This window comes from Variovorax sp. AB1(2024) (assembly GCF_037482385.2).
GTDB lineage: Bacteria > Pseudomonadota > Gammaproteobacteria > Burkholderiales > Burkholderiaceae_C > Variovorax.
Genome location: NZ_JBBHKP020000002.1, coordinates 288,784 through 313,220, shown reverse-complemented (window position 1 = coordinate 313,220; position 24,437 = coordinate 288,784). Strand labels below are relative to the sequence as shown.

27 protein-coding genes are annotated in these 24,437 nt (G+C 67.7%); 12 read left to right on the top strand and 15 right to left on the bottom strand.

Going from position 1 to position 24,437, the window contains the following annotated elements:
- Positions 1–143 precede the first annotated feature (143 nt).
- The 3 genes from WIX39_RS28385 to WIX39_RS28375 all read left to right on the top strand — a co-directional run bounded on the left by WIX39_RS28385 (position 144) and on the right by WIX39_RS28375 (position 4,015).
- On the top strand, positions 144–1,070 hold the full coding sequence (locus WIX39_RS28385) for a helix-turn-helix transcriptional regulator (protein WP_409196539.1): 927 nt from the start codon (positions 144–146) through the stop codon (positions 1,068–1,070).
- 100 nt (positions 1,071–1,170) lie between these two features.
- Positions 1,171–1,902 (top strand): winged helix-turn-helix domain-containing protein, encoded by a 732-nt coding sequence (locus tag WIX39_RS28380; protein ID WP_409196538.1) that lies wholly within the window; start codon positions 1,171–1,173, stop codon positions 1,900–1,902.
- The gene (locus WIX39_RS28375; protein ID WP_409196537.1) at positions 1,895–4,015 is read left to right on the top strand and encodes a PAS domain S-box protein; all 2,121 of its coding nucleotides are present in this window, start codon (positions 1,895–1,897) and stop codon (positions 4,013–4,015) included. Before WIX39_RS28380 ends, WIX39_RS28375 begins: the two co-directional genes overlap by 8 nt.
- A gap of 19 nt (positions 4,016–4,034) precedes the next feature.
- Here WIX39_RS28375 and WIX39_RS28370 read toward each other — a convergent pair whose 3' ends face one another.
- On the bottom strand, positions 4,035–4,766 hold the full coding sequence (locus tag WIX39_RS28370) for a Crp/Fnr family transcriptional regulator (RefSeq protein WP_409196536.1): 732 nt from the start codon (positions 4,764–4,766) through the stop codon (positions 4,035–4,037).
- Between the two features lie 207 nt (positions 4,767–4,973).
- Here WIX39_RS28370 and WIX39_RS28365 point away from each other — a divergent pair, with 207 nt between their 5' ends.
- From WIX39_RS28365 to WIX39_RS28355, 3 genes are all read left to right on the top strand, one after another.
- Positions 4,974–5,477 carry an ornithine carbamoyltransferase gene (locus tag WIX39_RS28365; protein ID WP_409196535.1) on the top strand — a complete coding sequence of 168 codons (504 nt, stop codon included), beginning with the start codon at positions 4,974–4,976 and terminating at the stop codon, positions 5,475–5,477.
- Between the two features lie 137 nt (positions 5,478–5,614).
- On the top strand, positions 5,615–6,190 hold the full coding sequence (locus tag WIX39_RS28360) for a BON domain-containing protein (RefSeq protein WP_409196534.1): 576 nt from the start codon (positions 5,615–5,617) through the stop codon (positions 6,188–6,190).
- A gap of 34 nt (positions 6,191–6,224) precedes the next feature.
- Positions 6,225–7,220, top strand: coding sequence for a zinc-dependent alcohol dehydrogenase family protein (locus WIX39_RS28355; protein WP_409196533.1), 996 nt, complete (start codon positions 6,225–6,227; stop codon positions 7,218–7,220).
- A 34-nt stretch (positions 7,221–7,254) separates the two neighbouring features.
- On the opposite strand, the gene WIX39_RS28350 is transcribed toward WIX39_RS28355, so the two are convergent.
- The gene (locus tag WIX39_RS28350; protein WP_409196532.1) at positions 7,255–8,079 is read right to left on the bottom strand and encodes a universal stress protein; all 825 of its coding nucleotides are present in this window, start codon (positions 8,077–8,079) and stop codon (positions 7,255–7,257) included.
- Between the two features lie 235 nt (positions 8,080–8,314).
- Between WIX39_RS28350 and WIX39_RS28345 the strand changes: the two genes are divergently transcribed.
- Both WIX39_RS28345 and WIX39_RS28340 read left to right on the top strand, forming a co-directional pair.
- Complete coding sequence (locus WIX39_RS28345) at positions 8,315–9,895, top strand: oleate hydratase (protein WP_409196531.1); 1,581 nt, start codon at positions 8,315–8,317, stop codon at positions 9,893–9,895.
- 236 nt (positions 9,896–10,131) lie between these two features.
- Positions 10,132–10,413 (top strand): hypothetical protein, encoded by a 282-nt coding sequence (locus tag WIX39_RS28340; RefSeq protein ID WP_409196530.1) that lies wholly within the window; start codon positions 10,132–10,134, stop codon positions 10,411–10,413.
- Between the two features lie 31 nt (positions 10,414–10,444).
- Here the strand turns inward: WIX39_RS28340 and WIX39_RS28335 are convergent, their stop codons facing one another.
- Complete coding sequence (locus tag WIX39_RS28335) at positions 10,445–10,654, bottom strand: hypothetical protein (protein WP_081267737.1); 210 nt, start codon at positions 10,652–10,654, stop codon at positions 10,445–10,447.
- A gap of 43 nt (positions 10,655–10,697) precedes the next feature.
- On the bottom strand, positions 10,698–11,267 hold the full coding sequence (locus WIX39_RS28330) for a hypothetical protein (protein WP_409196529.1): 570 nt from the start codon (positions 11,265–11,267) through the stop codon (positions 10,698–10,700).
- Between the two features lie 319 nt (positions 11,268–11,586).
- On the opposite strand from WIX39_RS28330, the gene WIX39_RS28325 reads away from it, so the two are divergent.
- Positions 11,587–12,204 (top strand): LexA family protein, encoded by a 618-nt coding sequence (locus tag WIX39_RS28325; RefSeq protein ID WP_285411365.1) that lies wholly within the window; start codon positions 11,587–11,589, stop codon positions 12,202–12,204.
- Positions 12,205–12,425: 221 nt separating this feature from the next.
- Positions 12,426–12,662 carry a hypothetical protein gene (locus tag WIX39_RS28320; protein ID WP_409196528.1) on the top strand — a complete coding sequence of 79 codons (237 nt, stop codon included), beginning with the start codon at positions 12,426–12,428 and terminating at the stop codon, positions 12,660–12,662.
- Positions 12,663–12,676: 14 nt separating this feature from the next.
- On the opposite strand, the gene WIX39_RS28315 is transcribed toward WIX39_RS28320, so the two are convergent.
- The 11 genes from WIX39_RS28315 to WIX39_RS28265 form a co-directional block, all read right to left on the bottom strand.
- The gene (locus WIX39_RS28315; protein ID WP_409196527.1) at positions 12,677–13,381 is read right to left on the bottom strand and encodes a sulfite exporter TauE/SafE family protein; all 705 of its coding nucleotides are present in this window, start codon (positions 13,379–13,381) and stop codon (positions 12,677–12,679) included.
- A 2-nt stretch (positions 13,382–13,383) separates the two neighbouring features.
- Positions 13,384–14,787, bottom strand: coding sequence for an oxygen-independent coproporphyrinogen III oxidase (gene hemN / locus WIX39_RS28310; protein ID WP_409196526.1), 1,404 nt, complete (start codon positions 14,785–14,787; stop codon positions 13,384–13,386).
- A 2-nt stretch (positions 14,788–14,789) separates the two neighbouring features.
- Positions 14,790–15,056, bottom strand: a complete 267-nt coding sequence (locus WIX39_RS28305) for a hypothetical protein (RefSeq protein WP_409196525.1) — start codon at positions 15,054–15,056, stop codon at positions 14,790–14,792.
- Positions 15,053–15,343 carry a FixH family protein gene (locus WIX39_RS28300; protein WP_409196524.1) on the bottom strand — a complete coding sequence of 97 codons (291 nt, stop codon included), beginning with the start codon at positions 15,341–15,343 and terminating at the stop codon, positions 15,053–15,055. The genes WIX39_RS28305 and WIX39_RS28300 overlap by 4 nt, the downstream gene beginning before the upstream one ends.
- A gap of 9 nt (positions 15,344–15,352) precedes the next feature.
- Entirely contained in the window at positions 15,353–16,768 is a 1,416-nt protein-coding gene (ccoG, locus tag WIX39_RS28295; RefSeq protein ID WP_409196523.1) for a cytochrome c oxidase accessory protein CcoG, read from the bottom strand.
- 12 nt (positions 16,769–16,780) lie between these two features.
- Positions 16,781–17,716, bottom strand: a complete 936-nt coding sequence (ccoP, locus tag WIX39_RS28290; protein ID WP_409196522.1) for a cytochrome-c oxidase, cbb3-type subunit III — start codon at positions 17,714–17,716, stop codon at positions 16,781–16,783.
- 12 nt (positions 17,717–17,728) lie between these two features.
- The gene (locus WIX39_RS28285) at positions 17,729–17,869 is read right to left on the bottom strand and encodes a cbb3-type cytochrome oxidase subunit 3 (protein ID WP_081267746.1); all 141 of its coding nucleotides are present in this window, start codon (positions 17,867–17,869) and stop codon (positions 17,729–17,731) included.
- A gap of 19 nt (positions 17,870–17,888) precedes the next feature.
- Complete coding sequence (ccoO, locus tag WIX39_RS28280) at positions 17,889–18,521, bottom strand: cytochrome-c oxidase, cbb3-type subunit II (RefSeq protein ID WP_106938439.1); 633 nt, start codon at positions 18,519–18,521, stop codon at positions 17,889–17,891.
- An 8-nt stretch (positions 18,522–18,529) separates the two neighbouring features.
- Positions 18,530–19,966 (bottom strand): cytochrome-c oxidase, cbb3-type subunit I, encoded by a 1,437-nt coding sequence (gene ccoN, locus WIX39_RS28275; protein ID WP_409196521.1) that lies wholly within the window; start codon positions 19,964–19,966, stop codon positions 18,530–18,532.
- A gap of 65 nt (positions 19,967–20,031) precedes the next feature.
- Entirely contained in the window at positions 20,032–20,169 is a 138-nt protein-coding gene (ccoS, locus tag WIX39_RS28270) for a cbb3-type cytochrome oxidase assembly protein CcoS (RefSeq protein WP_081267749.1), read from the bottom strand.
- Complete coding sequence (locus tag WIX39_RS28265) at positions 20,169–22,496, bottom strand: heavy metal translocating P-type ATPase (RefSeq protein ID WP_409196520.1); 2,328 nt, start codon at positions 22,494–22,496, stop codon at positions 20,169–20,171. The genes ccoS and WIX39_RS28265 overlap by 1 nt, the downstream gene beginning before the upstream one ends.
- A 104-nt stretch (positions 22,497–22,600) precedes the next feature.
- Here WIX39_RS28265 and WIX39_RS28260 point away from each other — a divergent pair, with 104 nt between their 5' ends.
- On the top strand, positions 22,601–23,044 hold the full coding sequence (locus WIX39_RS28260; RefSeq protein ID WP_409196519.1) for a universal stress protein: 444 nt from the start codon (positions 22,601–22,603) through the stop codon (positions 23,042–23,044).
- 306 nt (positions 23,045–23,350) lie between these two features.
- Positions 23,351–24,412, top strand: a complete 1,062-nt coding sequence (locus tag WIX39_RS28255) for a ThuA domain-containing protein (RefSeq protein ID WP_234383088.1) — start codon at positions 23,351–23,353, stop codon at positions 24,410–24,412.
- The last annotated feature ends 25 nt before the right edge of the window (positions 24,413–24,437 follow it).

Below are 24,437 nucleotides of genomic sequence, written 5' to 3'. Positions count from 1 at the left end.
TTTGTGGTAGCCTGCGGCGCCCCCGCCTGCCCGGCCCCTGCCCGGCCCTTGTGCACAGCCCGCGCGCCATGCCTCCACGGACGTCACCCTCCGATCCAGCCGCCCTGACCTCTTCCGGCGCCGAGCCGCTGCCGCTGCTGCGGATGGCACGCACCACCGGCAGCGAACGCTTCCAGCATGAGCTGCTGCGCCGCTTGCTGGACGAATTCCGTGCCGACCATGGCGCCATCAACACCTGGCATCCGCGCAGCTTCGTCTCGTCGGTGGGCATCGGCTACGACCTGGCCGCGATGAGCGAGCAATGGAACCGCATCAACGGTGCGGAGCTGGACTTCATCACCTTCGCCATGCGCGCGCAGCCCGAGCAGGCCGCATTCGCCAACGACGACGACCCGCGCTGGAAGCAGACGCCACCGGCATGGCGCGAATTCCTGTCGCGCCACGGCATCGTCCACCAGATGGGCGTGGCGATTCCCTTCGAGGGCAGCGACACCTTCGTGCACCTCTACCTCAACCGTGGCCCGGGTTCACCGGCGCACACCGAGCGCGATGCGCGCGCGCTGACCGCACTCACACCGCAGATCCGCGAGGCCATGCTGGTCAACCGGCTGTACGCGCATGCCCGCCAGGGCCTGGACGAGGAGGCGCAGCCGCTGGCCCTCACCGACTCGCAGGGCTGGGTGCTGTTCGCCAACCGCGCCTTCTGCGCAGCCTGGCCTGCGCTCGCGGAACTGGCGGGCGCGACCTCGCCGCGCCTGCCCGATGCCTGGCTGTCGGGCAGGCGCGGGGCGCTGCGGCGGCTGGAGGCCGCCGGCTGGTCGATCGAGGTCGGCCGCGACGACAGCGGCCTGCGCGTCGCGCTGCGCCGTCGCCCCTCGCGCGACGGCGTCGCCACCCTCACGCCGCGGCAGGCCGAGATCGCGCGGCTGTATTGCGCGGGGCATTCCAGCAAGGATGTGGCCCTGCGGCTCGGCCTGTCGCCGGCCACGGTGCGGGTGCACCTGCGCAACGCCTACGACCGCGCGGGCGTGGGCAGCCGCGCGGCGCTGCGGGCCTGGCTGGCCATCTGAGGTACCCATCCCGGGGGTGCCGCGGCGCGGCATGCGTGCTACGCTCCCGGCGATACAGGATGCCCACGGCATCCGCATTCCATTTCCCTCCTGCCATCGCATGAAACAAGCCTCCCACATCGCGGTGCTCGACGATGAAGTCGACATCACGCTGCTGCTGGCCAACTACCTTCAAGGCCACGGCTTCCGGGTCACCCAGGTCCACGACGGCCGCTCGCTGACGACGCTCATGGGCACGGACCCGGCGGACCTCGTGCTGCTCGACCTGGGCCTGCCCGGCGAAGACGGCTTCTCCATTGCCCGCCGCATCCGCGAAAACTGGCGCTGCGGCCTCGTCATCGTCACAGGCCGCGGCGACGCCGTGGACAAGATCGTGGGCCTGGAAGTCGGTGCGGACGACTACGTCACCAAGCCCTTCGACCTGCGCGAACTGGTCGCGCGGGTCAAGGCGGTGCTGCGGCGCCTGACGCCGGAGGCGCCCGCCGCGCCGGCCGCGGCCGCCATCGCCTCCCCCGACCGGTTGCGCTTCGCCGGCTGGCGGCTGGACACCGCCGCGCGCAGCCTGCACAGCCCGCAGGGCGAAGAGGTGCCGCTCACGGGCGGCGAGTTCGATCTCCTGTGCGCCTTCGCCCGGCACCCCGGCCGCGTGCTGTCGCGCGATTTCCTGCTCGAGCAGACACGCGGCCGCGAGGCCGCTCCCTTCGACCGCACGATCGACGTGCAGGTCGGCCGGCTGCGCAAGAAGATCGAGGCCGATGTGGACGACCCGCAGCTCATCAAGTCGGTGCGCGGCGCGGGCTACATCCTGGTACCGCCCGTTTCCAATGACTGATTCCGGAAACACCCCGCCTTTGCGGCCCGGCCGGCTGCCCATCCCGGGTCTGCCGTCGGGCATCGAGGAAGGCAGCGTGTTCCGCTCGCTTTTCATCGCCTATCCGGATTCGCTGCTGCTGGTGGACCAATCGGGCCACATCATGCTGGCCAACCCCTCGGCCGCCGCGCTGATGGGCTACACCGTCGACGAACTGGTCGGGCTGAACGTGGACGTGCTGGTGCCCGACAGCATCCGTCCGCGACATGCGTCCTACCGTGAGGCGTATGGCCGCGCCCCGCGTCCGCGTCCCATGGGCACGCACATGGAGCTGGTGGCCAAGCGCAAGGACGGCAGCGAGGTCATGGTCGAGATCGCGCTGAGTCCGCTGCAGGACCACGGGCTGCCGTTCGTGGTGGCGGCCATCCGCGACATCGGCGCCTATCCCCGCGTGAAGCAGGCACTGCAGCGCGCCCGGTACAGCGAGCATCTCGCCCAGTTGGGGCGCCTCGCCGTCGACACGCGCGACTTGCAGGTGGTGCTCAAGCATGTGCCGGAGATCATCACCACGGCGCTGCAGGTCGAAGTGGCGGTGGTCTGGCTGCTCGACAACAACCGTCTTGAATTCCGCGTGGCCAGCGGCGTCGGCCTGATCGCGGGCGAGGAGGTCGGGATGCGGCTGGCCAACCGGCCCGACACGCCCCCTGGCTTCGTGCTCTCACAGGGCCGGCCTGTCGTGGTGCCCGACTACCGCACCGAGCAGCGCTTCGCGGTGCCCCAGGCCTACCTCGACGCCGGCCTGACCAGCGCGCTGGCGGTGCCGTTGTCCGATCGGGGACGAGTGATCGGCATGCTGTCGGTGCGCTCGAAGGAGGCCAAGCGCTTCGGCGACGAGGAGCTGCGCTTCCTGGAGTCGCTGTCCAGCCTGCTCGCCACCAGCCTGCAGCGCGTGCAGACCGAGGAGGCGCTCAACCATGCGCAGCGGCTCGAAAGCGTCGGCCAGCTCACCGGCGGCATCGCGCACGACTTCAACAATCTGCTGACCGTGATCCAGGGCAACCTGCAGGTGCTGGGGGAACTGCCCGCGCTGGCGCAGGACGCCTACGCGCAGCAATTGGTGAACGCCGCCACGCGCGCCTCGCGGCGCGGCGCCGAACTCACGGGCAAGCTGCTGGCGTTTTCCAGGCGGCAGGTGCTGCAGCCGATGGCGGTGGACACCCATGTGTTGCTGCATTCGCTGGCCGACATGCTGCGCCGCACGCTCGATCAGCGCATCGGGATCGAGATCGATACCGCCCCCGGCTGCCCGCCGGTGCTGGCGGACCCCGGACAACTGGAGTCGGCGCTGCTGAACATCGCGATCAATGCGCGCGACGCCATGCCAGAAGGCGGCATCCTCCGGTTCCGTACCGAGATGTGCGATGCGCTGCCGGCCGTCCTGCACAGCGCTCACAGCGATTTGCAGAACCCTGCCCACGGACGCTTCGTGGCGATATCCGTCGCCGACAACGGCACCGGCATGGACGAAGAAGTGAAGGAGCGCGCCTTCGAGCCCTTCTTCACCACCAAGGAGGCCGGACGCGGCACGGGCCTGGGCCTGAGCACGGTCTATGGCTTCGTCAAGCAGTCCAGGGGAGGAATCGTCATCGACAGCAAGCCGGGCCAGGGCACGACGGTGAGGCTGTATCTGCCGCTGCTCGAAGCGGCTGACCCGCCCGGCGTCGAGGATGAGGAGCGCCCCGACGAGACCATCCCGCCAGGCCTGCGCGTGATGCTGGTGGAGGACGACGCCGAGGTCCGCAACGTGGTGCACACCTTCCTGACAACGCTGGGCTGCGAAATCACCACGGCCGCCACGGGCGAGCAGGCACTCATGGCGATGGACGCCGGCGGTGTCGCCTTCGACCTGCTCCTGAGCGACATCGCGCTCGGCCCGGGCATGCGCGGCACGCGGCTGGGCGCCGAGGCACGACAGCGCTTTCCACAGATGGCGGTGCTGCTGATGTCGGGCTTTTCGTCCGAGTTGCTGGATGCGGACCGCGAGGTCCCGCAGGATTGGGAGTTGCTGCGCAAGCCCTACACGCGCTCCGAACTCGCGCGGGCGATTTGCAGGGTGATGGCCGGCCGCGCTTGAGCGCGGCGGCTGCGCCCGTTCATTGCAGCATCGCGGGTGCCGGCGCCAGGCAGCGCTGCACGAAGGCCGACAGCGCCTCCACGTCGGGAATCTGGACGTCGCGGCGGCCCTTCTCGGCAAAGCCGATGACGTTGTCGCGCGCCAGCCGCGACAGTGCCCGGCTCACGGTTTCCAGCGTCATGCCCAGGTAGTTGCCGATCTCCGCGCGGGTCATGCGCAAGGTGATCTGGTCGGTGCGCATGCCGCGCTCGGCCAGCGATTCGGCCCAATAACGCAGGAAGTCGGCCACGCGCGCATCGGCTGGCAGTGTGCAGACCGACATCAGTGAATCGCGGTCGTGGGCGATCTCGCGGCTCATCGCTGTGTGCAGCACCTGCAGCAGGGCAGGATGCGAGACGCAGGCGCGCATCAGTGCTTCGTAGGAAACCATCCAGATCTCGCCCGTGTCCATCGCCACCGCGTCGCAGGAATAGCTGCCATCGGCGATGCCGTCGAAGCCAAGCCAGTCGCCGCGGAACTTCAGGCCGACCACCTGTTCGCGGCCGTCCGCCGTGAGGTTCACGATCTTGAAGAAACCCGAGTTCAGGATGTAGAGATTGCCGAAGCGTTCGCCGGCCTGGTAGATCACATCGCCTGTATGCACGACACGCCGCTGCGGCTTCAGCTGCTCGGCCAACAGCCTGAGGTTGTCGGACGTCTGCTGGCCCGTCATGGCCGTTGCTGTCTTCTCGTTGGTGGCAATCGTGAGCATCTGGAACTCCTGGGTTGTCTGTCGCGTGTCTTTCGATGGATGGATGCTAGGAAGCCGACGGCAATACAGAGACAACGCTCGGAATCGGTGCGTAACGCTCGGTGAACCGAATGTGTCCGGCGTGTATCAGCGCCCCGCCCTTGACCTGCATCAAGTTCGGTGCGAGCAGTCTGACTAGCCTCGACGGGTCACATACCGATCATTCCCATGCGCCTTCCGAACCGACTCCGCGAGCCCGAGGCCGGGCCCCAGCTTTCCCCGCTGGACGTGGCGAGCCTGCTGTGCCGGGCGCGCATGCTGCAGCGCGCCGCGTTGGAGGGAACCACGCCCAAACCGCTGCGCGGCAAGAATCTGGGGCTGCTGTACGAAACCCCCTGCGATGCGGCGCATGCGCTGTTCTGCGATGCCGCGGAGCGGTTGGGAGCGCGCGTTGCCACGATGCGCTCGAGCCTGTCGCTCGACACCCCGCCGCAGGAGGTACGGCATACCGCCCGCATGCTCGGGCGTCTCTACGAGGCCGTGGAGTGCCAGGACATGGACCCGGCCCTGGTGCGGCAGATCGGCGAACACGCGGGCATTCCGGTGTTCGACGGCGCCGCCATGGAAGACCATCCGGCCGTCCGGCTTGCCGAACTGCTCGGCGACGGGACTTCCCTGGCCGACAACCGGCGTTTCATGGTGCAGGCCCTGCTGCTGGAGCACATCGGCTGAGCCGCCTGGCGCATTCCGCGCCGGCCTTGATCCAGCGCAATGCGCCCGGGCGGGCTGCTTCCTACAGTGGATTGCACGGCCGTTTCGATGACAGCGCGACGCGCCGACTTTCCAACCACTGATCGCAAGGAATTCCCATGAAGACCGATACCCAATTGCGCGACGATGTCGAGGCCGAACTGAGCTGGGACCCGGCTTTCAAGGCCTCCGACATCGGCGTGATCGTCAAGGACGGCGTGGTGACCCTCACCGGCCACCTTTCCAGCCACGCGGAGAAGTACGCCGCGGAGCGCGCCGTGCAGCGCGTGCACGGCGTGAAGGCGGTGGCCGTCGAGATGACGGTGAAGCTGCCGTTCGGCAATGAGCGCACCGACGCCGACATCGCCATGGCGGCCGAGCGCGCGCTCGAATGGAACGTGCTGGTGCCGGACGGCAGGATCCGCCCCATGGTCGAAAAGGGCTGGCTCACGCTCCAGGGCGAAGTCGAGTGGGGCTACCAGCGCAGCGCCGCCGAAGGCGCGGTGCGCGACCTCATGGGCGTGACAGGCGTGTCCAATCTCGTGAAAGTCAAGCCGAAGTTGAGCCCCGCCGACGTGGAAAAGAAGATCCACGACGCGCTTTCCCGCCAGGCCGACCGCGACGCGGTGCAAGGCGCCGCGTGGGCCACGCCCGGCGTCTCGGTCGTGGTGAACGACCTGCTCGTGGACGCCTGAGCATGCGCGTCGCGCTCGTGAGCGCCTGAACATCATGCGTGCAATGGTGCTCGGCGCGGCGTGGCTTCCCCTCGAACTGGAGTGCCGCGCGACTCCGCAGCCCGGTCCCGGCGAACTGCGCCTGCGCGTGCTGGCCTGCGCGGTCTGCCGTACCGACCTGCACATCGTCGACGGCGAATTGCCGCTGCCCGTGCTTCCGATCGTGCCGGGGCATGAAATCGTCGGGGTGGTGGATGCGCTTGGAGCGGGCGTCGAGGGCTTTGCCATCGGCGAGCGGGTGGGCGTGCCCTGGCTGGGCCACAGCTGCGGCTGCTGCGCCTTCTGCCTGGACGCGCACGAGAACCTGTGCGATGCGCCGCGCTTCACCGGCTACCACCGCGACGGCGGCTTCGCGAGCCACGTGATCGCGGAGGCGGCGTTCTGCCTGCCGCTGAAGCTGCCTGAAACCGACGCAGCGCGCATCGCTCCCTTGCTTTGCGCGGGCCTGATCGGCTGGCGCAGCCTCAAGGCCGCGGGCGAGGTCGCGCATGCGCGCCGGCTGGGCCTCTACGGATTCGGCGCCGCCGCGCATCTCATGACGCAGGTGGCCGTCGCCCAGGGGCGCGAGGTGTACGCCTTCTCGCGGCCCGGCGACCATGCCACCCAGGCCTTTGCGCGCAGCCTGGGTGCGGCATGGGCTGGCGGCTCGGACCAGCGCCCGCCCGAACCGCTGGATGCGGCCATCCTGTTCGCGCCTGCCGGCGAGCTCGTGCCGGCCGCATTGCGCGCCGTGCGCAAGGGCGGCCGGGTCGTCTGCGGCGGCATCCACATGAGCGACATCCCGTCCTTCGCCTACCGCTTGCTCTGGGAAGAGCGCAGCGTGGCCTCCGTGGCGAACCTGACGCGCGCCGATGCGCGCGAGTTCCTGGATTTCGCCCAGTCCCACCCGCTGCGCGTGCACGTGAAGACCTATGCGCTCACCCAGGCCAACGAGGCCCTGGCCGATCTGCGCGCGGGGCGGATCGAGGGCGCGGCGGTGCTGGTGCCGTAAGCCGGCACGGCACCGGCCGTGCCTGCCTTCGCGCTCAATGCGACATCAGCACCGGCAGCGTCATCCACTGAAGGATCGACAGCGTCGTCCCGCCCATCACCCATTCGCGTGCCCGGCTGTGGCCGTAGCAGCCCATGACCAGCAGGTCCGCGCTCAGGTCGGCCGCGAAGGACAGCAGCTTGTTGCCGGCGTCGTCCTCCTTGTTGCCGCCCGGGTGCAGGGTGGCATTGGCGACACCCTGGGCCCGCAGGTACTCCTGCAGGCGCTGCAGGGCGCCCTCGGCGTCCTCGCCATAGGTGACCACGTGCACGCGAGCTGCGGTGCGCAGCCATGGCAGCGCCGCGGTCACCGCGCGCGCGGCTTCGCGGGTCTCCTTCCATGCCACCAGCACGTTGCGGCCGATGGGGCCGATGGGCCCCGCATAGGGCAGCACCAGCGCCGGCCGGCCGCTTTGCACCAGCACGCTGGGCAGGAAGTCGCCGGGCAGCTCGCCGTCCATCGGGTCGTCGCGGTCGCGCTGGCCCAGGATCATCAGGTCCGCATAGAGCGCGCGCCGCGCGAACCCCCAGGGCCCGTCGCTTTCGGGCTCCGCCCAATGAAGGCGCTGCGAGCCCGCGGTGTTGGCCATGAACGTGGCGTGCATCTTGTCGCGCGCCGCCTTGTCGATCTCCTGCATGATCGCGACGGCTTCGGCCGCACCCTCGATGGCGTACGGATAGCGCATGAGCGCGGACAGGGTGCACGGGCGGGCCGTGACCTCGGCATCGAAGGTCTCGGCCAGCTGGCGCGCCAGCTTGATGCGCTCCACCGTGCGGGCGGAGCCGTCGAGGTGAAGCAGGATGGATCCGGGCGTTTGCATGAAAGCTCCTTTGGTCGGCGGCCTGTGATGCGCAGACCTTAGGCCGTGGCTCGCGGTGCGGCATTGCGCTGCATCAACCGCGCGCTCAGGCGTGACCGCGGTGTTGCTTGATCGGGCGCAAACCCGCACCGTGGACTCCAGCCTAGCCTCGGGCGAGTGCCCGGCTTGGCCTCGAAGCCGCATCCGGATATCGCGCTTGCCGTGGCGCCGCCGGTATCACCAAAGGAACGACGAAATGACCTCCTTCCAACAAGCCTGCATCGTGGGTAGCGGCATCGGCGCGCTGTCCGCTGCGGTTCTGCTGATCCGCGATGCCGGCATGCCGGGCTCGCACATCCGCATCCTCGAGGAGTCCACGCTGCCCGGCGGCGCGCTCGACGGCGGCGGCGATGCGCGCCAGGGTTACGTGACGCGCGGCGGGCGCATGTTCACCGACGAGACCTACACCTGCCTGTGGAATGTGCTGGAGAGCATTCCCTCGCCCGGCACGCCGAACCGCACGGTGCGCGACGAGATCATGGCCTTCAACGCACTGTGGCGCTCCGATGCGCATGCCCGGCTGATCGACCGCAACCGCCGCATACTCGATGCCAGCGACCTGGGTTTCAACTTCCAGGACCGGCTGGAGCTCATGCGCCTGCTCGCCACACCCGAGCGCGCCCTGGGAACGAAGCGCATCGAGGAGTGCTTTTCCACGCACTTCCTGGACACCCATTTCTGGGCGATGTGGCGCACCACCTTCGCGTTCCAGAACTGGCACAGCGCGGTCGAGCTCAAGCGCTACATGCTGCGCTTCCTGCAGGAGCTGCCGCGCATCCATACGCTGGGCGGCGTGCGGCGCACCGAGTTCAACCAGTACGACGCCATCGTGCGCCCGATGGTGAAGTGGCTGCTGGAACACGGCGTGCGCTTCGACTACGGAACGCGCGTGTCCGATGCGGACTTCACCGCCGGCGCGCAGGGCCTGCGGCTCGACACGCTGCATTGCCTGCGGGAGGGACGCCCGTTCACCTACAGCCTGGGCGCGCACGAGTGCGCCTTGATCACCATCGGTTCGATGGTGGCCGACTCGCGCAACGGCAACGATCACCAGGCACCGGAGCTGGTACGCGACCAGCGCGACGGCGCCTGGACCCTGTGGCGGAACATGGCGCGCAAGGCACCGTGCTTCGGCCGGCCCGAGGTTTTCTGCTGCAATGTCGACGAGAGCAAGTGGGAGTCGTTCACCCTCACGATGCGCAGCCCTCTGCTGATCCGGCGCATCCAGGCCTTCTCAGGCAACGCCCCCGGCACCGGCGGGCTCATGACCTTCAAGGACTCGAGCTGGCTGATGTCGATCGTGGTGCCGCACGCCCCGCATTTCGAGGACCAGCCTGAAAGCGTCTTCACCTTGTGGGGCTACGGCCTGCTGCTGGACACGCAGGGCAACTACATCGAGAAGACGATGTCCCAAGCCGGCGGCCAGGACATATTGACGGAGCTCATGCACCACCTGGGCTTCGAGGACATCCTCGAAGAAGTCCGGCGCACCACGACCGTGGTGCCGGTGATGATGCCCTACATCACCAGCGAGTTCGAATGCAGGAGCGCGTCGGACCGGCCTTCGGTCATACCCGCCGGCGCACGCAACTTCGCCTTGCTGGGCCAGTACGTGGAAATTCCCGAGGACGTGGTCTTCACCGTCGAGTATTCGGTGCGCGGCGCGATGCACGGTGTCTACGGACTCATGGGCCTGGACACGGAGGTGCCCGCCATCTACCACGGGATCGCCGACCCGAAGGTGGCGTTGGCCAGCCTGCGCACGCTGATGGGCTGACGCTGGGGACGGCACGCGTCGGCGCGCGAAGATTGATCTATCTCAAGCGCTTGGCCGTGCGACCGCGCAAGATGTTTCTTCATCTGGCTCAACGAGAAACTCCCATGGCCTTCTTCTTCTGGCTACGCATTGCGCTCTGCATTGCACTGGGCGCGGCCATCCTGTGGTGGGCATTGCGGCTGCTCATCATTCGGCTCACGCTCGACTGAGCCCTGCGCGGAGAAACGCTCATGTGCATGGCCTTGCTGAGGAAGCTCGCCAGCGTGCGGCTTCCCTGCACCGAAGCCGATCCCGCGATGGTCGACAGGCTGCGTGTGCTCGAGGCCGCCGGCCATATCAGGGTGCTGATCCCGCCCGTGCATGTGGACCGCGATCACTGCATGCGCCAGCCCCCGGCGACCGTGCTCGAGATCACGCCTCAGGGGCGCAGGGTCCTGAGCACGGGGACGATCGAAGAGGAAACGCCATTGCCCGCCATGCACAGGCGGCATGCCTTGACCGCCCGGTCAGGAGACTGAGGCCGGGCTCATCGCCGCGCCCCCCGCGAAACTACTGGATGCTGGAGGCGAACCATCGAAAGGTGTTCTTCCGGTTCTGCGAGTTTCCTCCCGTCCGGATGAACAGGAAGCCGAACTGCGCATTGCCCAGCGAGTCGACTGGAATGCCTGCGGCGCGCAAGGCCGCGATTTCATCGCGCAGGCTCAGGTCGAGCGGCAGTTTCAGTGTGATGGTCGCACTGTGGATCGTCTGCTTTTGCATGGTTCACTTCCCTTGCGTATCCCCGATGAATCCAACCGTTCCCTTACGAAGGTCCGGCAGCCAGGAGCCTTGCGCGCAGCATGCCTTCGCGCAACGCATCGACAACATCGGCAGGCATGCCGCCCGCTTGTCGAAAGTCGAAGGTCGTTGTCTCGCCCTCATCCGATCGCACGACGATGACGTCGCTCTCGGCGTTCGGTGAAACATCCCCGATGGCTTGATGCGCATCGACCGGCATCTCGGTCGCTCGCCGCAGGTACAGGTCGAAGCGTCCATGAAAACCGAGCGGCAGCAATTCACCCTGCCCCCCGCGGACGACTTGCCGATGACGCGGTCCGGGATAGAAAGCGGACGTCCAGCGAATGCGCGCCTTCGTGTCGTCGACGGAGGTCACGCGGGCTCCGATGAAAACCGCGCCGGGCGCGAACATGCGGAACTCCCCGAGTGCCTCGAAATACCGGAACTGACGGTCGACACGGTCCTGAACCCAGGCGATCCCGTACCCGTTGGACTTCCACGCACGAGAGGCCAGGCAGGCGGCCCTCACGCGCTCGCCGAGCGTTCTGCCCGCAGCGAACTCGCTCACGGTTGCCAGGCGCAGATAGCGGTACATGGCCGTCAGTGGACGCGCACGGCGCCACTGACCAGACGATGCAACAACGGCATTGGCATGGGATTCCCTCAAGAACCGCCGGCAGCGAATGATTTTTTGGGGGCCGGCGCGAGTTCATCCTAAGACTGCGAAAGGACTAAAGCCAGGATAGAAATTTCGTCTGGTGGACACAAGACTATCCGCGTCGGATGGGTGGGGTGCCTCACGAGTCGGAGCGACTCATCTGGTCACATGAACCATCGCCGATAGCCCCTGTCCAGGTGATGGAAGAGCTATCATCGATTTTCTTTCTATCTGAAACAGCGCCTACCCTAGGGCTGTGAATAGCCGTCAACTAATTCGCGAAGGACGCAAGCGCCTCCAGATGAGCGAGCAGCAATTTGCTGATGCGCTGGGGGTTAGCCGTGGCGCAGTACAGCAATGGGAAAAGCAAGGCGGCACAGCTCCGAAGCGGGCCAATCAGGCACGCGTGGCGAAGCTGCTCGGGATTTCCGTCGCCGAACTGGTCTCGGGTGTGTCGGCGGGCGCACGAGGGGTCGACGTGCGTGCTGAGGTTCCCCTGGTCTCCGAGGTCGAGGCGGGCAACTACACCGTCATCGACAACTTCAAGCCGACGACGCAATTCGACGCCATCCCTGTGAGCGTGCCGGTCAAGCGGCACACCTACGCACTGCGGGTTCATGGCGACAGCATGGTCAGCGAAAGCGGTGACTCCTTTCCCGCCGGATCCATCCTGATCGTCGAGCCCGAGATGGAGGCCCTCCCCGGCGACTATGTCATCGCGGTGAACCATGCCAGCGAGACCACGTTCAAGCAGCTCGTGAAAGACGGCGGAGACCTGTACCTCAAGCCGTTGAACAGCCGATATCCCATCAAGCTGCTCGGCAATGCGCGGGTCATCGGCGTCGTGCGCGAATTCACCAAGCGTTTTCGGTAGCGGGCGCAAAAAAATCGCAAGTATGTAGATAGATTTTCTACAAAGCGATACATTTTCCATCCTGGCGCGGCAATCGCCTGGCTCATTCGGGCAAGACGGCTGCGGTGGAAAGGATCGAACATGGATCCTCCGCAGCGGGTCAACCCCGGCGCGAGTTTTCGATGGCCGAAAGAACCGGTCGAAAACCATGGATTCCGCAATCCTGGCGGAAGCAGGCGGCAATGAAGCTGATCCTGCCGCCACAGTACCGGGACCGGTTCGAATTCGTGTTCCACGTTGACCAGAGCTTCGATAGCGGGACAGTCGTGTGCAGGGCCGAGATCTTCGAGCATTCCGTCCTCAAAGCCGTCCTGCAGATCGTGGACACGAAGCGCACGCGGCTCGAAGTCGTCGATGCGGTCCTGGTTCGCTGCATCCGCTGGGCGGACCTCCGGATTCAGGACGAAGCGGGCGTCTGATTCGTCTCTCTGCCTTAGCGGCACCAGGCGTCGATCTGGCGAACGAGGTCCGACCACAGCGCCTGCACAGCCACTGCGGCCAGCAGCACGCCAGCCAACCTCGCGCCCCAGGCCTGGCGCGTCCTGCCGCCAGCCAGCCGCAAACGCTGCCAGAGCCACGGCCCGGCCAGCAGCGAGATGCCGCTGCCGGCAGCAAACAATGCCATCAGCGCCGCGCCCTCCAGCGCGCCGTTGGCCAGGCCTGCCAGCATCAATGCCGAGTACAGCAGCCCGCAAGGCAGCGCCACCCACAGCAGCCCGGTTGCAAGCACGCCCAGCCACGTGCCGCCGGCATGCGAGCGAAGACGCGATTCGAGCGAGCGGCCGATGCGCTGCGCCCACAGCGGCTGCCGGCCCGTGGCGGCCAGCATCGCGCCCCAGGCGAACACGAACACATGCAGCAGCACCCACAACGGCCGCAGCGCGGCAATCTGTGTGCTCGCCAGTGCGAGGCTGTCGACGCTGGCGGCGGCGACGGCGCCTGCCGCCGCGTAGCTCGCGAAGCGCCCCAGGTGGAATGCGCCAGGTGCTGCGAACGTCGCCATTGCGCCGTGCTGCGCCGTGGGCGCGATCGGCACGATGCGAATGACCGCCGACGAAGCCGCACCGCACATCGCCACGCAGTGCGGACCGCCGGCAAGGCCCATGACGAACGCGGCACCGGCGAGCGCGACCTGCATGTTCAGACCACGCGCGAAAAGCGCGTGCGGTTCGCGCGGGCGTAGCGGTCGAACACCATCGCGATGGCACGCACCAGGAACCAGCCTTGTTCGGTGACCGTGATGTCGTGATCGCTCAACCGCACCATGCCGCAGGCGACCAACGGCCCGAGCGCCGCGAATTCGGTGGGGAAGTAGTGCCGGAAATCGACGGCGTGGGCCTCGCCCATGGCATCGAAGTCGACCCTGCCGCGGCACATCAGCGCCATGATCACCGCGCGGCGCAGCAAGTCGTCGCGCGACAGCACGAGGCCGCGCACCACTGGCAGATGCCCTCGATCGAGAAGGTCGTAGTACTCGTCGAGCGTCTTGGCGTTCTGGCTGTAGGTGGCCCCCACGCGTCCGATGGCGGAGACGCCCAGCGCGATGAGGTCGCCATCGGGCCGCGTGCCGTAGCCCTGGAAGTCGCGCTGCAGCGTTCCGTGCCGCTTCGCGACGGCAAGCGGATCGTCTGGCAACGCGAAATGATCCATGCCGATGTACACGTAGCCGGCTGCCGTGAGCACGTCGATCGCCCGCGCGAGCATGCGCACACGCCCGGCCGCATCCGGCAGTTCCTCGGCCAGGATGCGACGCTGCGGCTTGAAGCGCTCCGGCAGGTGCGCGTAGGCGTACAGCGCGATGCGGTCGGGCCGCAGTTCGCGGATCTGCGACAGCGTGCGTTCGAAGGAGGCATCGTTCTGCCGCGGCAACCCGTAGATCAGGTCCACGTTGATCGACTCGAACCCCAGTGCACGTGCGGCCGCCATCAGAGAGAAGACCTGCGACGCCGGCTGAACGCGGTGCACGGCTTGCTGCACCGCGGGGTCGAAGTCCTGCACGCCGAAACTCAGGCGGTTGAACCCCAGCGCTGCCAGGTTCGACAGCCGCTGCGCGTCGACGGTGCGCGGATCGATCTCTATCGAGCGCTCGCCGCCGCGCTCGAAGGAGAAGGAGCGGTGCAGCAGCGCGGCCAGCTCGGCCAGTTCCTGGTCGTCCAGGAAGGTCGGCGAGCCGCCGCCCAGGTGCAGCTGGCTCACGGTCGCGCCGCGCCCCAGCCGCGCCGCCTGCAGCTCGATCTCGCGCGCCAGGTAGGCGAGGTACTGGCGCCCCCGCTCCTTGTGACGCGTGACGACCTTGTTGCAGGCGCAGTAGTAGCACAGCGATTCGCAGAACGGGATGTGCACGTAGAGCGACAACGGCGCCGCTTGCGCGCCGGCGTCGCGTCGCTCGCGCAGGGCCTGCAGATAGTCGTCTTCGCCGAAGGCCTCGACGAAACGGTCGGCGGTGGGATACGAGGTGTAGCGCGGCCCGGGAACGTCGAACTGCCGCAGCAGTTCGATCGGCAAGGCGGGCGCGGGAACGTCGAGGACAGCTGCTGAGGACATGTTCATCCCGAAAATGTTTGAGGCGGCGCGCCTCGGCGCTCGGCCGCCGGCGGCCTGGCGAGCAGCACGGTGCAGGCGCTCGATGCCGCCGCCATCAGCCAGAAGATGAAGAACGCCGCCGTGTACAGGCTCTGGCGGGACATCCGCAGCGCATCGGCACCGCAGAAGGTGTTGAGCGGATCGAACAGCGCGAACACCAGCACCTCCATGCCGCAAGCCACCAGGAAGGAGGGCCAGAGGATGGTCGCCAGCTGGCGCCACCCGTTCATGACCCGGGCCTCCCCGACGGCGGCGGCACATCCTCGGCGGGAGTGAGCGCATGGTTTCGCCCTGCGAGCGCGGGCATGAGTTTCCTGTCGCCCAGCGTCTTGTTGATCTCGATGCCCTCGCGGTAGTAGTCCTCGGACACCAGTGCTTCGGGGCGGGAGAGCGCGAGCCAGAGCGTCACGAAGCCCGCGACCACCACCACCGCGGGCCCCGCGATCACCATCCAGAGCATCGGGTAGCGCCACCATGCGAGCGCCGCGGGTTCGGGTGTTGTTGCCATCGTGTTCATATCGACCTTTCAGCGCGGCACCAGGAAGACCGCTTTTTCGGAGACCTGCACCGCGCCACCCTCTTCCCGGAGGTCGAAGTGCACCGTGTGGGAGCCGGCCGGCGCTGCGCCGTAAGGCACCTGCAGCCGCACCGCGACCCAGCGCGACTGGGCCGGCTCGACCGCAACCGCTTCGTCCGGCGAGACACTGAGGCCCTCGATGCCGTGCGCGGCGATCCGGTAGCGCTGCGGCTGCTCGGTGGCGTTCATGATCTGGAGCCGGTAGACGTTCTCCAGGCGCCCGCCTTCCACGATGCGCGCGAGCGAGGCGCGGTCGCGCACCACGTCCACCTTCAGCGGCGTGCGCGTGACGAGGCTGGCCAGCAAACCGGTCACCAGCAGCGCGAGGATCGACGCGTAGACCAGCACGCGCGGGCGCAGCACGCGGCGCAGCAGCTGGCGGCGGCTCCAGCGGCCTTCCATGCCGTTGTGCGTGTCGTAGCGGATCAGCCGCGGCGGGTAGCCCATCTTCGTCATGACGGTGTCGCAGGCATCCACGCACAGGCCGCAGCCGATGCATTCGTACTGCAGGCCTTCGCGGATGTCGATGCCGGTCGGGCATACCTGGACGCACAGGCCGCAGTCGATGCAGTCGCCCAGCGCCAGCGTGCGCGGATCCGGCCCCTTGCGGCGCGGCGCGCGCGGCTCGCCGCGTGCGGGGTCGTAGGTGACGATGAGCGTGTCGCGGTCGAACATGGCGCTCTGGAACCGCGCATAGGGACACATGTACTTGCAGACCTGCTCGCGCATGAAGCCGGCGTTGCCGTAGGTGGCCAGGCCATAGAAGAAGACCCAGAACACTTCCCAGGAGCCCATCTGCGTCTGCAGGAAGGCCATGCCCAGCTCGCGGATGGGCGTGAAGTACCCCACGAAGGTGAACCCGGTCCACAGCGCGATGCCGATCCAGATGATGTGCTTGGTCCACTTCTTCACCAGCTTCTCGAGCGACATCGGTTCGGCGTCCAGCCGCATGCGCGCGGTGCGGTTGCCCTCGATCCTGTGCTCCACCCACATGAAGATCTCCGTGTAGACCGTCTGCGGGCAGGCGTAGCCGCACCACAGGCGGCCCGCCACCGCGGTGAACAGGAACAGCGACAGCGCGCTGATGACCAGCAGGCCCGACAGATAGATCAGGTCCTGCGGGTACAGCACCAAGCCGAAGATGAAGAAGCGGCGCGCGGCCAGGTCGAACAGCACCACCTGCCGCCCGCCCCACTCCACCCAGGGCATGCCGTAGAACACGAGCTGGGTCAGGAACACCATGGCCCAGCGCCAGCGCGCGAACACGCCGCGCACGGTGCGGGGATAGATCTTCTTCGAAGCCTCGTAGAGGCCGACCTCCTCGGCTGCCGGCGCGCTGGCAATGGGAATGATCTTGCGCGGCATGGACGCGCGGCCTCAGGGTCCGGCCGCCGCGGGCGCGGCGGCGGTGGCGTTCGTGTTCGAGAAGCCCCACACATACGAGGCCAGCAGCTTGATCTGGGCCTCGGTGAGCCGGCCCTGCTGCGCCGGCATCTCGTTGCGCTTGCCCTCGTTGATCATCTGGATGATGGCGGCCTCGCCGTAGCCATGCAGCCAGATCTTGTCGCTGAGGTTGGGTGCCCCCAGCGCCTGGTTGCCGACGCCGCCGATCCCATGGCAGGCCGCGCAGGCCGTGAACTTCGACTTGCCAAGGCCGGCGCGCACCGAATCATGCGGCTCACCCGACAGGCTCAGCACGTAGTTGGCCAGGTTCTTCACGTCCTCCGTCGTCCCGACCGCCGCGGCCATGGGCGGCATGACGCCGATGCGCCCGTTGGTGATGGTCTCGACGATCTTGTCGGGCGTGCCGCCGTGCAGCCAGTCCTTGTCGGTGAGATTGGGAAATCCCTTGCTCCCGCGCGCATCGGAGCCATGGCACTGGGCGCAGTTGTTCATGAACAGGCGCTCGCCGATGCCCCTGGCCTGCGGGTCGCGCGCCACCTCTTCGACAGGCATGGGCGTGAAGCGGGCATAGACCGGGGCGAGGGCCTGCGTGGCCTGGGCGACCTCGGCGTCATAGGCGCTGCGCGAGCTCCAGCCGGACTGCCCCCCGAAGCTCCCCAGGCCGGGGAAGACAGCCAGATAGCCCAGGCCGAAAACGATGGTCAGCACGAAGAGCCCGATCCACCACATGGGGAGCGGGTTGTTGGCTTCGCGCAGGTCTTCGTCCCAGACATGGCCGGTGGTGTTGTCGGCGCTGGCCGGCACGCGCTTTCGCGCCGTCAGCCACAGCAGCAGCACGCAGCCGAGGATGCTCAGCAGCGACGCCACGGCAACGTAGTTCGACCAGAAATGGCTGATGAAATCGCTCATGTGGGGTCTCCTTCAGTCCTGCTCGAACGGCAGGCGGGCCGCTTCCTGGAAGTCGCGCGCATTGCGCCGCGAGTACGCCCAGATCACGATGCCTATGAAAAGCACGAAGCAGACGACGGTGGCGGCGACGCGCAAGGTGGTGATGTCGATCATGGTTTCGCTCCTTCGCTGCCTACTTGAGCGCCAGGCCCAGCGACTGCAGGTAGGCCACGGTGGCCTCCATCTCGGTCTTTCCCGTGACCTCTTCGCGGGCCTTGGCGATCTCCGCGTCGGTGTAGGGCACGCCGGCGACGCGCAGCGCGCGCATGTGGGCCGGCAGGGACTCTGCGTCGACCAGGCTCTTTTCAAGCCATGTGTAGGCCGGCATGTTCGACTCGGGCACGAGGTCGCGCGGATTGTTCAGGTGGATGCGATGCCATTCGTCGCTGTACTTGCCGCCCACGCGCTGCAGGTCGGGCCCGGTGCGCTTGCTGCCCCACTGGAACGGGTGGTCGTAGACGAACTCTCCGGCCACGGAGTAGTGGCCATAGCGCAGCGTCTCCGAGCGGAAGGGGCGGATCATCTGCGAGTGGCAGTTGTAGCAACCCTCGCGCAGGTAGATGTCGCGTCCGGCGAGCTGCAGCGGCGTGAGCGGCTTGACGCCCTGCACCGCTTCGGTGGTGGACTTCTGGAAGAACAGCGGCACGATCTCGACGAGGCCGCCGATGGCCACGACCACCAGGATCAGGACGATCATCAACAGGTTGTTGGTCTCGATCTTCTCGTGGGAGAAGCCGGTGGACGCGGGTGTCTTGGGATTGTTCATGGATGTCCTCAGGCGTGGGCGATGGCGGGCGGAACACTGGCGCGCACCGAGAAGCCCGAGATGACGGTCATCCAGACGTTCCAGGCCATCACCAGCATCCCGCTCAGGTAGAGCAGGCCGCCGATCAGGCGCACCACGTAGAACGGGAAGGTGGCCTTCACGCTCTCCACGAAGGTATAGGTGAGCGTGCCGTCGGGGTTGATGGCGCGCCACATCAGGCCCTGCATCACGCCGGCGATCCACATGGCCGCGATGTACAGCACGATGCCGATGGTGGCGATCCAGAAATGCGCCTCGATGGCCTTCACGCTGTACATGGTGGTGCGGCCGTACATGCGCGGGATCAGGTAGTACAGCGAGCCCATGCTGATGAAGCCCACCCAGCCGAGCGCTCCGGAGTGCACATGGCCGACGGTCCAGTCGGTGTAGTGGCTCAGGGCGTTGACCGTCTTGATGGACATCATCGGTCCTTCGAAGGTCGACATGCCGTAGAACGACAGCGCCACGATCAGGAAGCGCAGGATCGGATCGGTGCGCAGCTTGTGCCAGGCGCCCGAGAGCGTCATCACGCCGTTGATCATGCCGCCCCAGCTCGGCGCCAGCAGGATCAGCGAGAACACCATGCCCAGCGACTGGGTCCAGTCGGGCAGCGCGGTGTAGTGCAGGTGGTGGGGCCCCGCCCACATGTAGGTGAAGATCAGCGCCCAGAAATGCACGATGGACAGCCGGTACGAATACACCGGGCGGCCCGCCTGCTTGGGGATGTAGTAGTACATCATCCCCAGGAAGCCGGCCGTGAGGAAGAAGCCGACGGCGTTGTGGCCGTACCACCACTGCACCATCGCATCCTGCACGCCCGCATAGGCCGAGTAGCTCTTCATCCAGCCGGCGGGAACCACCGCGCCGTTCACGATGTGCAGCAGCGCCACCGCGATGATGAACGCGCCGTAGAACCAGTTGGCCACGTAGATGTGGCGGACCTTGCGCCTGCCGATGGTGCCGAAGAACACGATCGCATAGGCCACCCAGACCACGGCGATCAGGATGCCGATGGGCCATTCGAGCTCGGCGTATTCCTTGCCTCGGGTGTAGCCCAGCGGCAGGCTGATGGCGGCCGCCACGATCACCAGCTGCCAACCCCAGAACACGAAGGAAGCGAGCGCGGGCGCGAACAGCCGGACCTGGCAGGTGCGCTGCACCACGTGGAAGCTCGTGGCCATCAGCGCGCAGCCGCCGAACGCGAAGATCACCGCGTTGGTATGCAGCGGCCGCAGCCGCCCGTAGCTGAGCCATGGAATGCCGAGGTTGAGTTCGGGCCATGTCAGCTGGGAGGCGATGATCACGCCGACCAGCATGCCGACCACCCCCCAGACCACGGACATGAGAGCGAACTGCCGCACGACCGTGTCGTCGTATGTCGCGGCGGGTGGGTGCGTTGCTTGCATCGTCGGGCCTCTTGTTGGATGACGCGAAGTCTCTCCGGGGCCCCACTCGCGAGCCTTGATGCAAATCAATCGTTGTGCAGGATGCGGTCGCCCTCGACCTCGATGTCCTCGAACTGGCCGCGTTCGATGGCCCACCAGAGCCCGCCGAGGATCGCGAGCACCAGCACCACGGACAGCGGGATGAGCAGGAAGAGGATGTCCATCAGCGCACCGCCGGGCCGGCGGCGGCGAGCCGCGCCGCGTTGAGGACCACCACGAGCGAGCTCGCGGCCATGCCGAGGCCCGCGAGCCACGCCGGCAGCCAGCCGGCGACGGCGAGCGGCACGCACAGCGCGTTGTAGCCCGCGGCCCACGCGAGGTTCTGGCGCACCACGCGCACGGTCCGGCGTGCCTGCGCGATTGCCTGCGGAATGGCGCACAGCAGGTCCCCCAGCACGACGAAATCGGCGCGCGCCCGCGACAGCGGCACGGCGCGGCCGAAGGCGAAGGAGGCGTCCGCGCGTGCCAGCGAAGGGCCGTCGTTCAGCCCGTCGCCCACCATCGCGATTCGCCGGCCCTCGGCCTGCAGCCGCCACAGCACGTCGAGCTTGTCCTCCGGCGTGCAGTCGCCCTGCGCGAAGGCAATGCCGGCCTGCGCGCCGACGTCCTTCGCCGCGCTGTCGCGGTCGCCCGACAGCAGCCGCACCGTCACGCCCTGCGCACGCAGGGCCGCCACGGCCGCACCGGCATCCGCGCGCAGTTCCTCGGCCAGCACGAAGCTGGCGACCCATCCCTGTGCGTCGCGCAGATGGACCTGCGCCGATTCCACCTGCAGCGGTGGCACGCCGCAGAACGCGGCCGACCCGAGGCGCACGTGCCGCGGAGCGCCCGAGCGATCGCGCACGCGCTGCATCAGACCTTCGAGCCCGAGGCCGGCGGTCTCGCCGGCATGCGCCACGTTCCAGCCGGGCGGGGTGCGGAACTGCGCATGCCATGCCTTCACCAGTGCCTGCGCGACCGGATGCAGCGATTGCGCCGCGAGCGCGGCCGCCATCTCCAGCGCATCGCCGGGTCGCAGGCCCTGCCGGCAATAGATGCGCTCCAGGCGCGGCACGTCGCCGGTCAAGGTGCCGGTCTTGTCGAACACCACGGTGTCGACGGATGCCAGGGCCTCCAGCGCCTGCAGCTTGGACGTGAGCACCCCGCCGCGCGCCAGCGCGCCGGCGCTCGCGAGCATGGCGGCCGGCGCCGCCAGCGAAAGCGCGCACGGGCAAGTCACGATCAGCACCGCCACCGCCACCATCAACGCCCGGCCCGGGTCCACCCGCCACCAGAGCGCCGCGGCGCCCACCGCGCAGGCCAGCACCACGACGAGGAATGGCCGCGCCACCCGGTCCGCCAGCAGCGCCAGGCGCGGCTTGTTCAGCGCCGCGCTTTCCATCAGTCGCGCGATCTGGGCAAAGCGCGTGCCCTCGCCCACCGATTCGATGCGCACCTGGACCACCGCCGACAGGTTGTGGCTGCCGGCCAGTACCCGGTCGCCGCAAGGACGCGGCACTGGGCGTGATTCGCCGGTGAGCAGGGCCTCGTCCGCGCTGGTGTCGCCGTCGATCACCACGCCATCGGCCGGGAACACCTCGCCGGGGCGCACCCGGATCACGTCGCCGGCGGTGAGCCCGCGCGCGGCCACGCGGACCCAGCTGCCGTCGCGGGCCAATCGCTCCACGCTGTCGGGAAGCCGGTGCATCAGGGCCTCAAGCGATCCGGCGGTGCGCTCGCGCAGGCGCGCCTCCAGCCAGCGGCCGGTCAGAAGGAAGAAGACGAACATCGTCAGCGAGTCGAAATAGACCTCGTGGCCCAGCGGGCCGCCGCTGTCGAAAGTGGCGGCGCTGCTGACGGCGAAGGTCGTGAGCACACCGAAGGCCACGGGCAGGTCCATGCCGATGCGCCCCGCGCGCAGGTCGCGCCAGGCGCTGCGAAAGAATGGACCGCAGGAGAACAGCAAGACGGGCAGCGTGAGCACCCAGGAGGCCCAGCGCAGCAGCTGCGCCGCGTCGGCCGTCATGTCGCCAGGCCTGGCAATGTAGGCCGGGTAGGCGTACATCATGACCTGCATCATGCAGAAGCCCGAGACCAGCCAGCGCCAGAGCGCCATGCGCAGTTCACGCGCGCGCTGCCGGCTCGCCGGCTGGCTGTCGGCGGGAAGCAGCGGGTAGCCGGCCGCGGCCGCGGCCTCGAACCAGCGCGAGGGCCGCGTGGCCGCGGCAGACCACACCACGCGCGCGCGCCTGCTCGCGGCGTTGACCTGCGCGTCGACCACGCCCGGCACTTTCCGCAGCGCATCTTCGACGGTGAAGGCGCAGGCGGCGCAGTGCATGCCCTCGACCGCCACCTGCGAGGCCCATCGGCCCGTGGCCGCATCCCCCTGCTCCAGCTGGCTGAAGGCCGGCCACTCCAGCGGGTCGTCGAGCAGCCGCCAGCTCTCGGCTGCGGCCGTTGCAGCGGGTGCGGAGGATGGATGCGGAGAGAACGAGGCGAGCGCGGCTTGCATCGCAGCGAGGCTAAGGCCGGACTCAGTTGCGCTTGTTGATCTGCATCAACGCGCGGGGCGCGGGCCTGCCTAAGCTCGCGCAACACCTTCCCCGGAGACCCCCCATGTTCAAACGCATCCTCGTTGCCACCGACGGCTCCACGCTCTCGAAGAAGGCCGTGACGAGCGCGATCGCACTCGCCGCCCGGAACGACGCCGACCTCGTGGCGCTCAACGTGATTCCGCGCTATCCCAGGAGCTACCTGGAGGGCGCCATGACTTTTTCGGCGGAAGACATCGGGCGCATCGAGAAACAGTGGGCCGAGAAGGCACAGGCAATGCTCGACACCGTGAGCGCGCGCGCCAAGGAAAGCGGCGTGCGGATCAAGACGACGACGGCCAACTCCGATCTGGTGGCGGAATCGATCATCGCGGCGGCGAAGAAATACAAGAGCGACCTGATCGTGATGGCCTCGCACGGACGCAAGGGCATCAAGCGCCTGCTGCTGGGCAGCGAAACGCAGCACGTGCTGGCGCACTCGACGCTGCCCGTGCTGGTGCTTCGCTAGTGCGTTTCCGAAGATAGAGAGTCAGGGAGTCGCGCGTCCGCGCGATGTCCCGAACCTGCCTCCCCCGCTCATCTGGCCGCGGGGATTGCCCGCGACCGTTCCGGCCGTCCGGCAGCCTGACCTTCCGACTCATCTGAAGCGGCGGTTTTCGCTCGTTTTCGAAATAGGAAGGGATTTCCATAATGGAAATTATTTCCACAAAATTCCTATGATCGCCCCCGGCCGACTCCGTGACAGCGGAGCAGCCGGCCAGCACCAGCAGAGCGCTCGCACCTCTGCGCCATCGATCAGAACGAGGAGACTCCCTTGGAATTTGGCAAATCTTTGACTTTCAGGCTTGCATCGACCGCGGCCCTGGCACTGGCCGTGACCGCATGCGGAGGAGGAGACGGCGGTGGCGGCGGCATCCCCTTCACGGCCCTGCCCGCTTCGCCGGCCGCACCCAGCAGCCCGGCGGCTCCCGTCCAGGAGGCGCCGCCCGCGCCGGCGGACCCGGTTGCGGAGGCGCCCGACGACAGCTTCGACACCTACTACAACGTCTGCAGAGGCACGAACCCCAAGTGCTACAACGACTGGGGCGCCTTTGCCACCACGCCTGACCGGGTGCTCGTTTATTCGCGTACGGCGGGCCCGCGCCATGCGGTGCTGGGCACGCCGATGGCGGCCGGCCTGAACCCCGTGATGAACCCGGACAACGTGATGCAGGCGGGCCTGGTGCGCATGCTGTCGGCCGAGGGCATCACCGTCGACTGGACGGAAGACGTCGCGATCCTCAGCGGCCGCATCAACAACTACAAGGCGATCATCTTCGCGAGCTCGAACCGGGACACCTTGTGGAACGGCGCGGTCAGCACGAGCCAGGACGCGGCGCGCACCGCGCTGCGCAACTACATGCGCCGCGGAGGCGGCTTCGTCGGGCTGCACAACGCCTTCGGCGCGGAATACAACTGGCCCTACTACGAAGGCCTGCTCGGCAATGCGAACTTCTACAACCACGGTCCGAACCGCGGCGGCGATGTCGAAATCGTCTCGGACGACCCGTCTACGAAGGACGTGCCCAAGCGCTTCTCCTTCCAGGACGAGTGGTACAACCTGATGCCCTTCCCCACCAAGGTGAAGTTCCTGGCCAAGGTCGATACCTCGACGCTGAAACCACTCACCTCGGCGCCGCACCCGGGCCACGCCGACTTCCATCCGGTCGCCTGGTGCCAGTACTACGACGGCGGCCGCGCATGGCTCACGACCCTCGGCCACAACGCCCACTCGTTCACCGCCGACCTGCAGGGCGTCGGTGCCATCGAGTTCCAGAAGCTCGTCGTCCAGGGCGTCAAGTCGGCCATGGGCCTCACGCCTTTCTGCACCGAGTAATGCCCGGCAACCGTTCACGGGACAG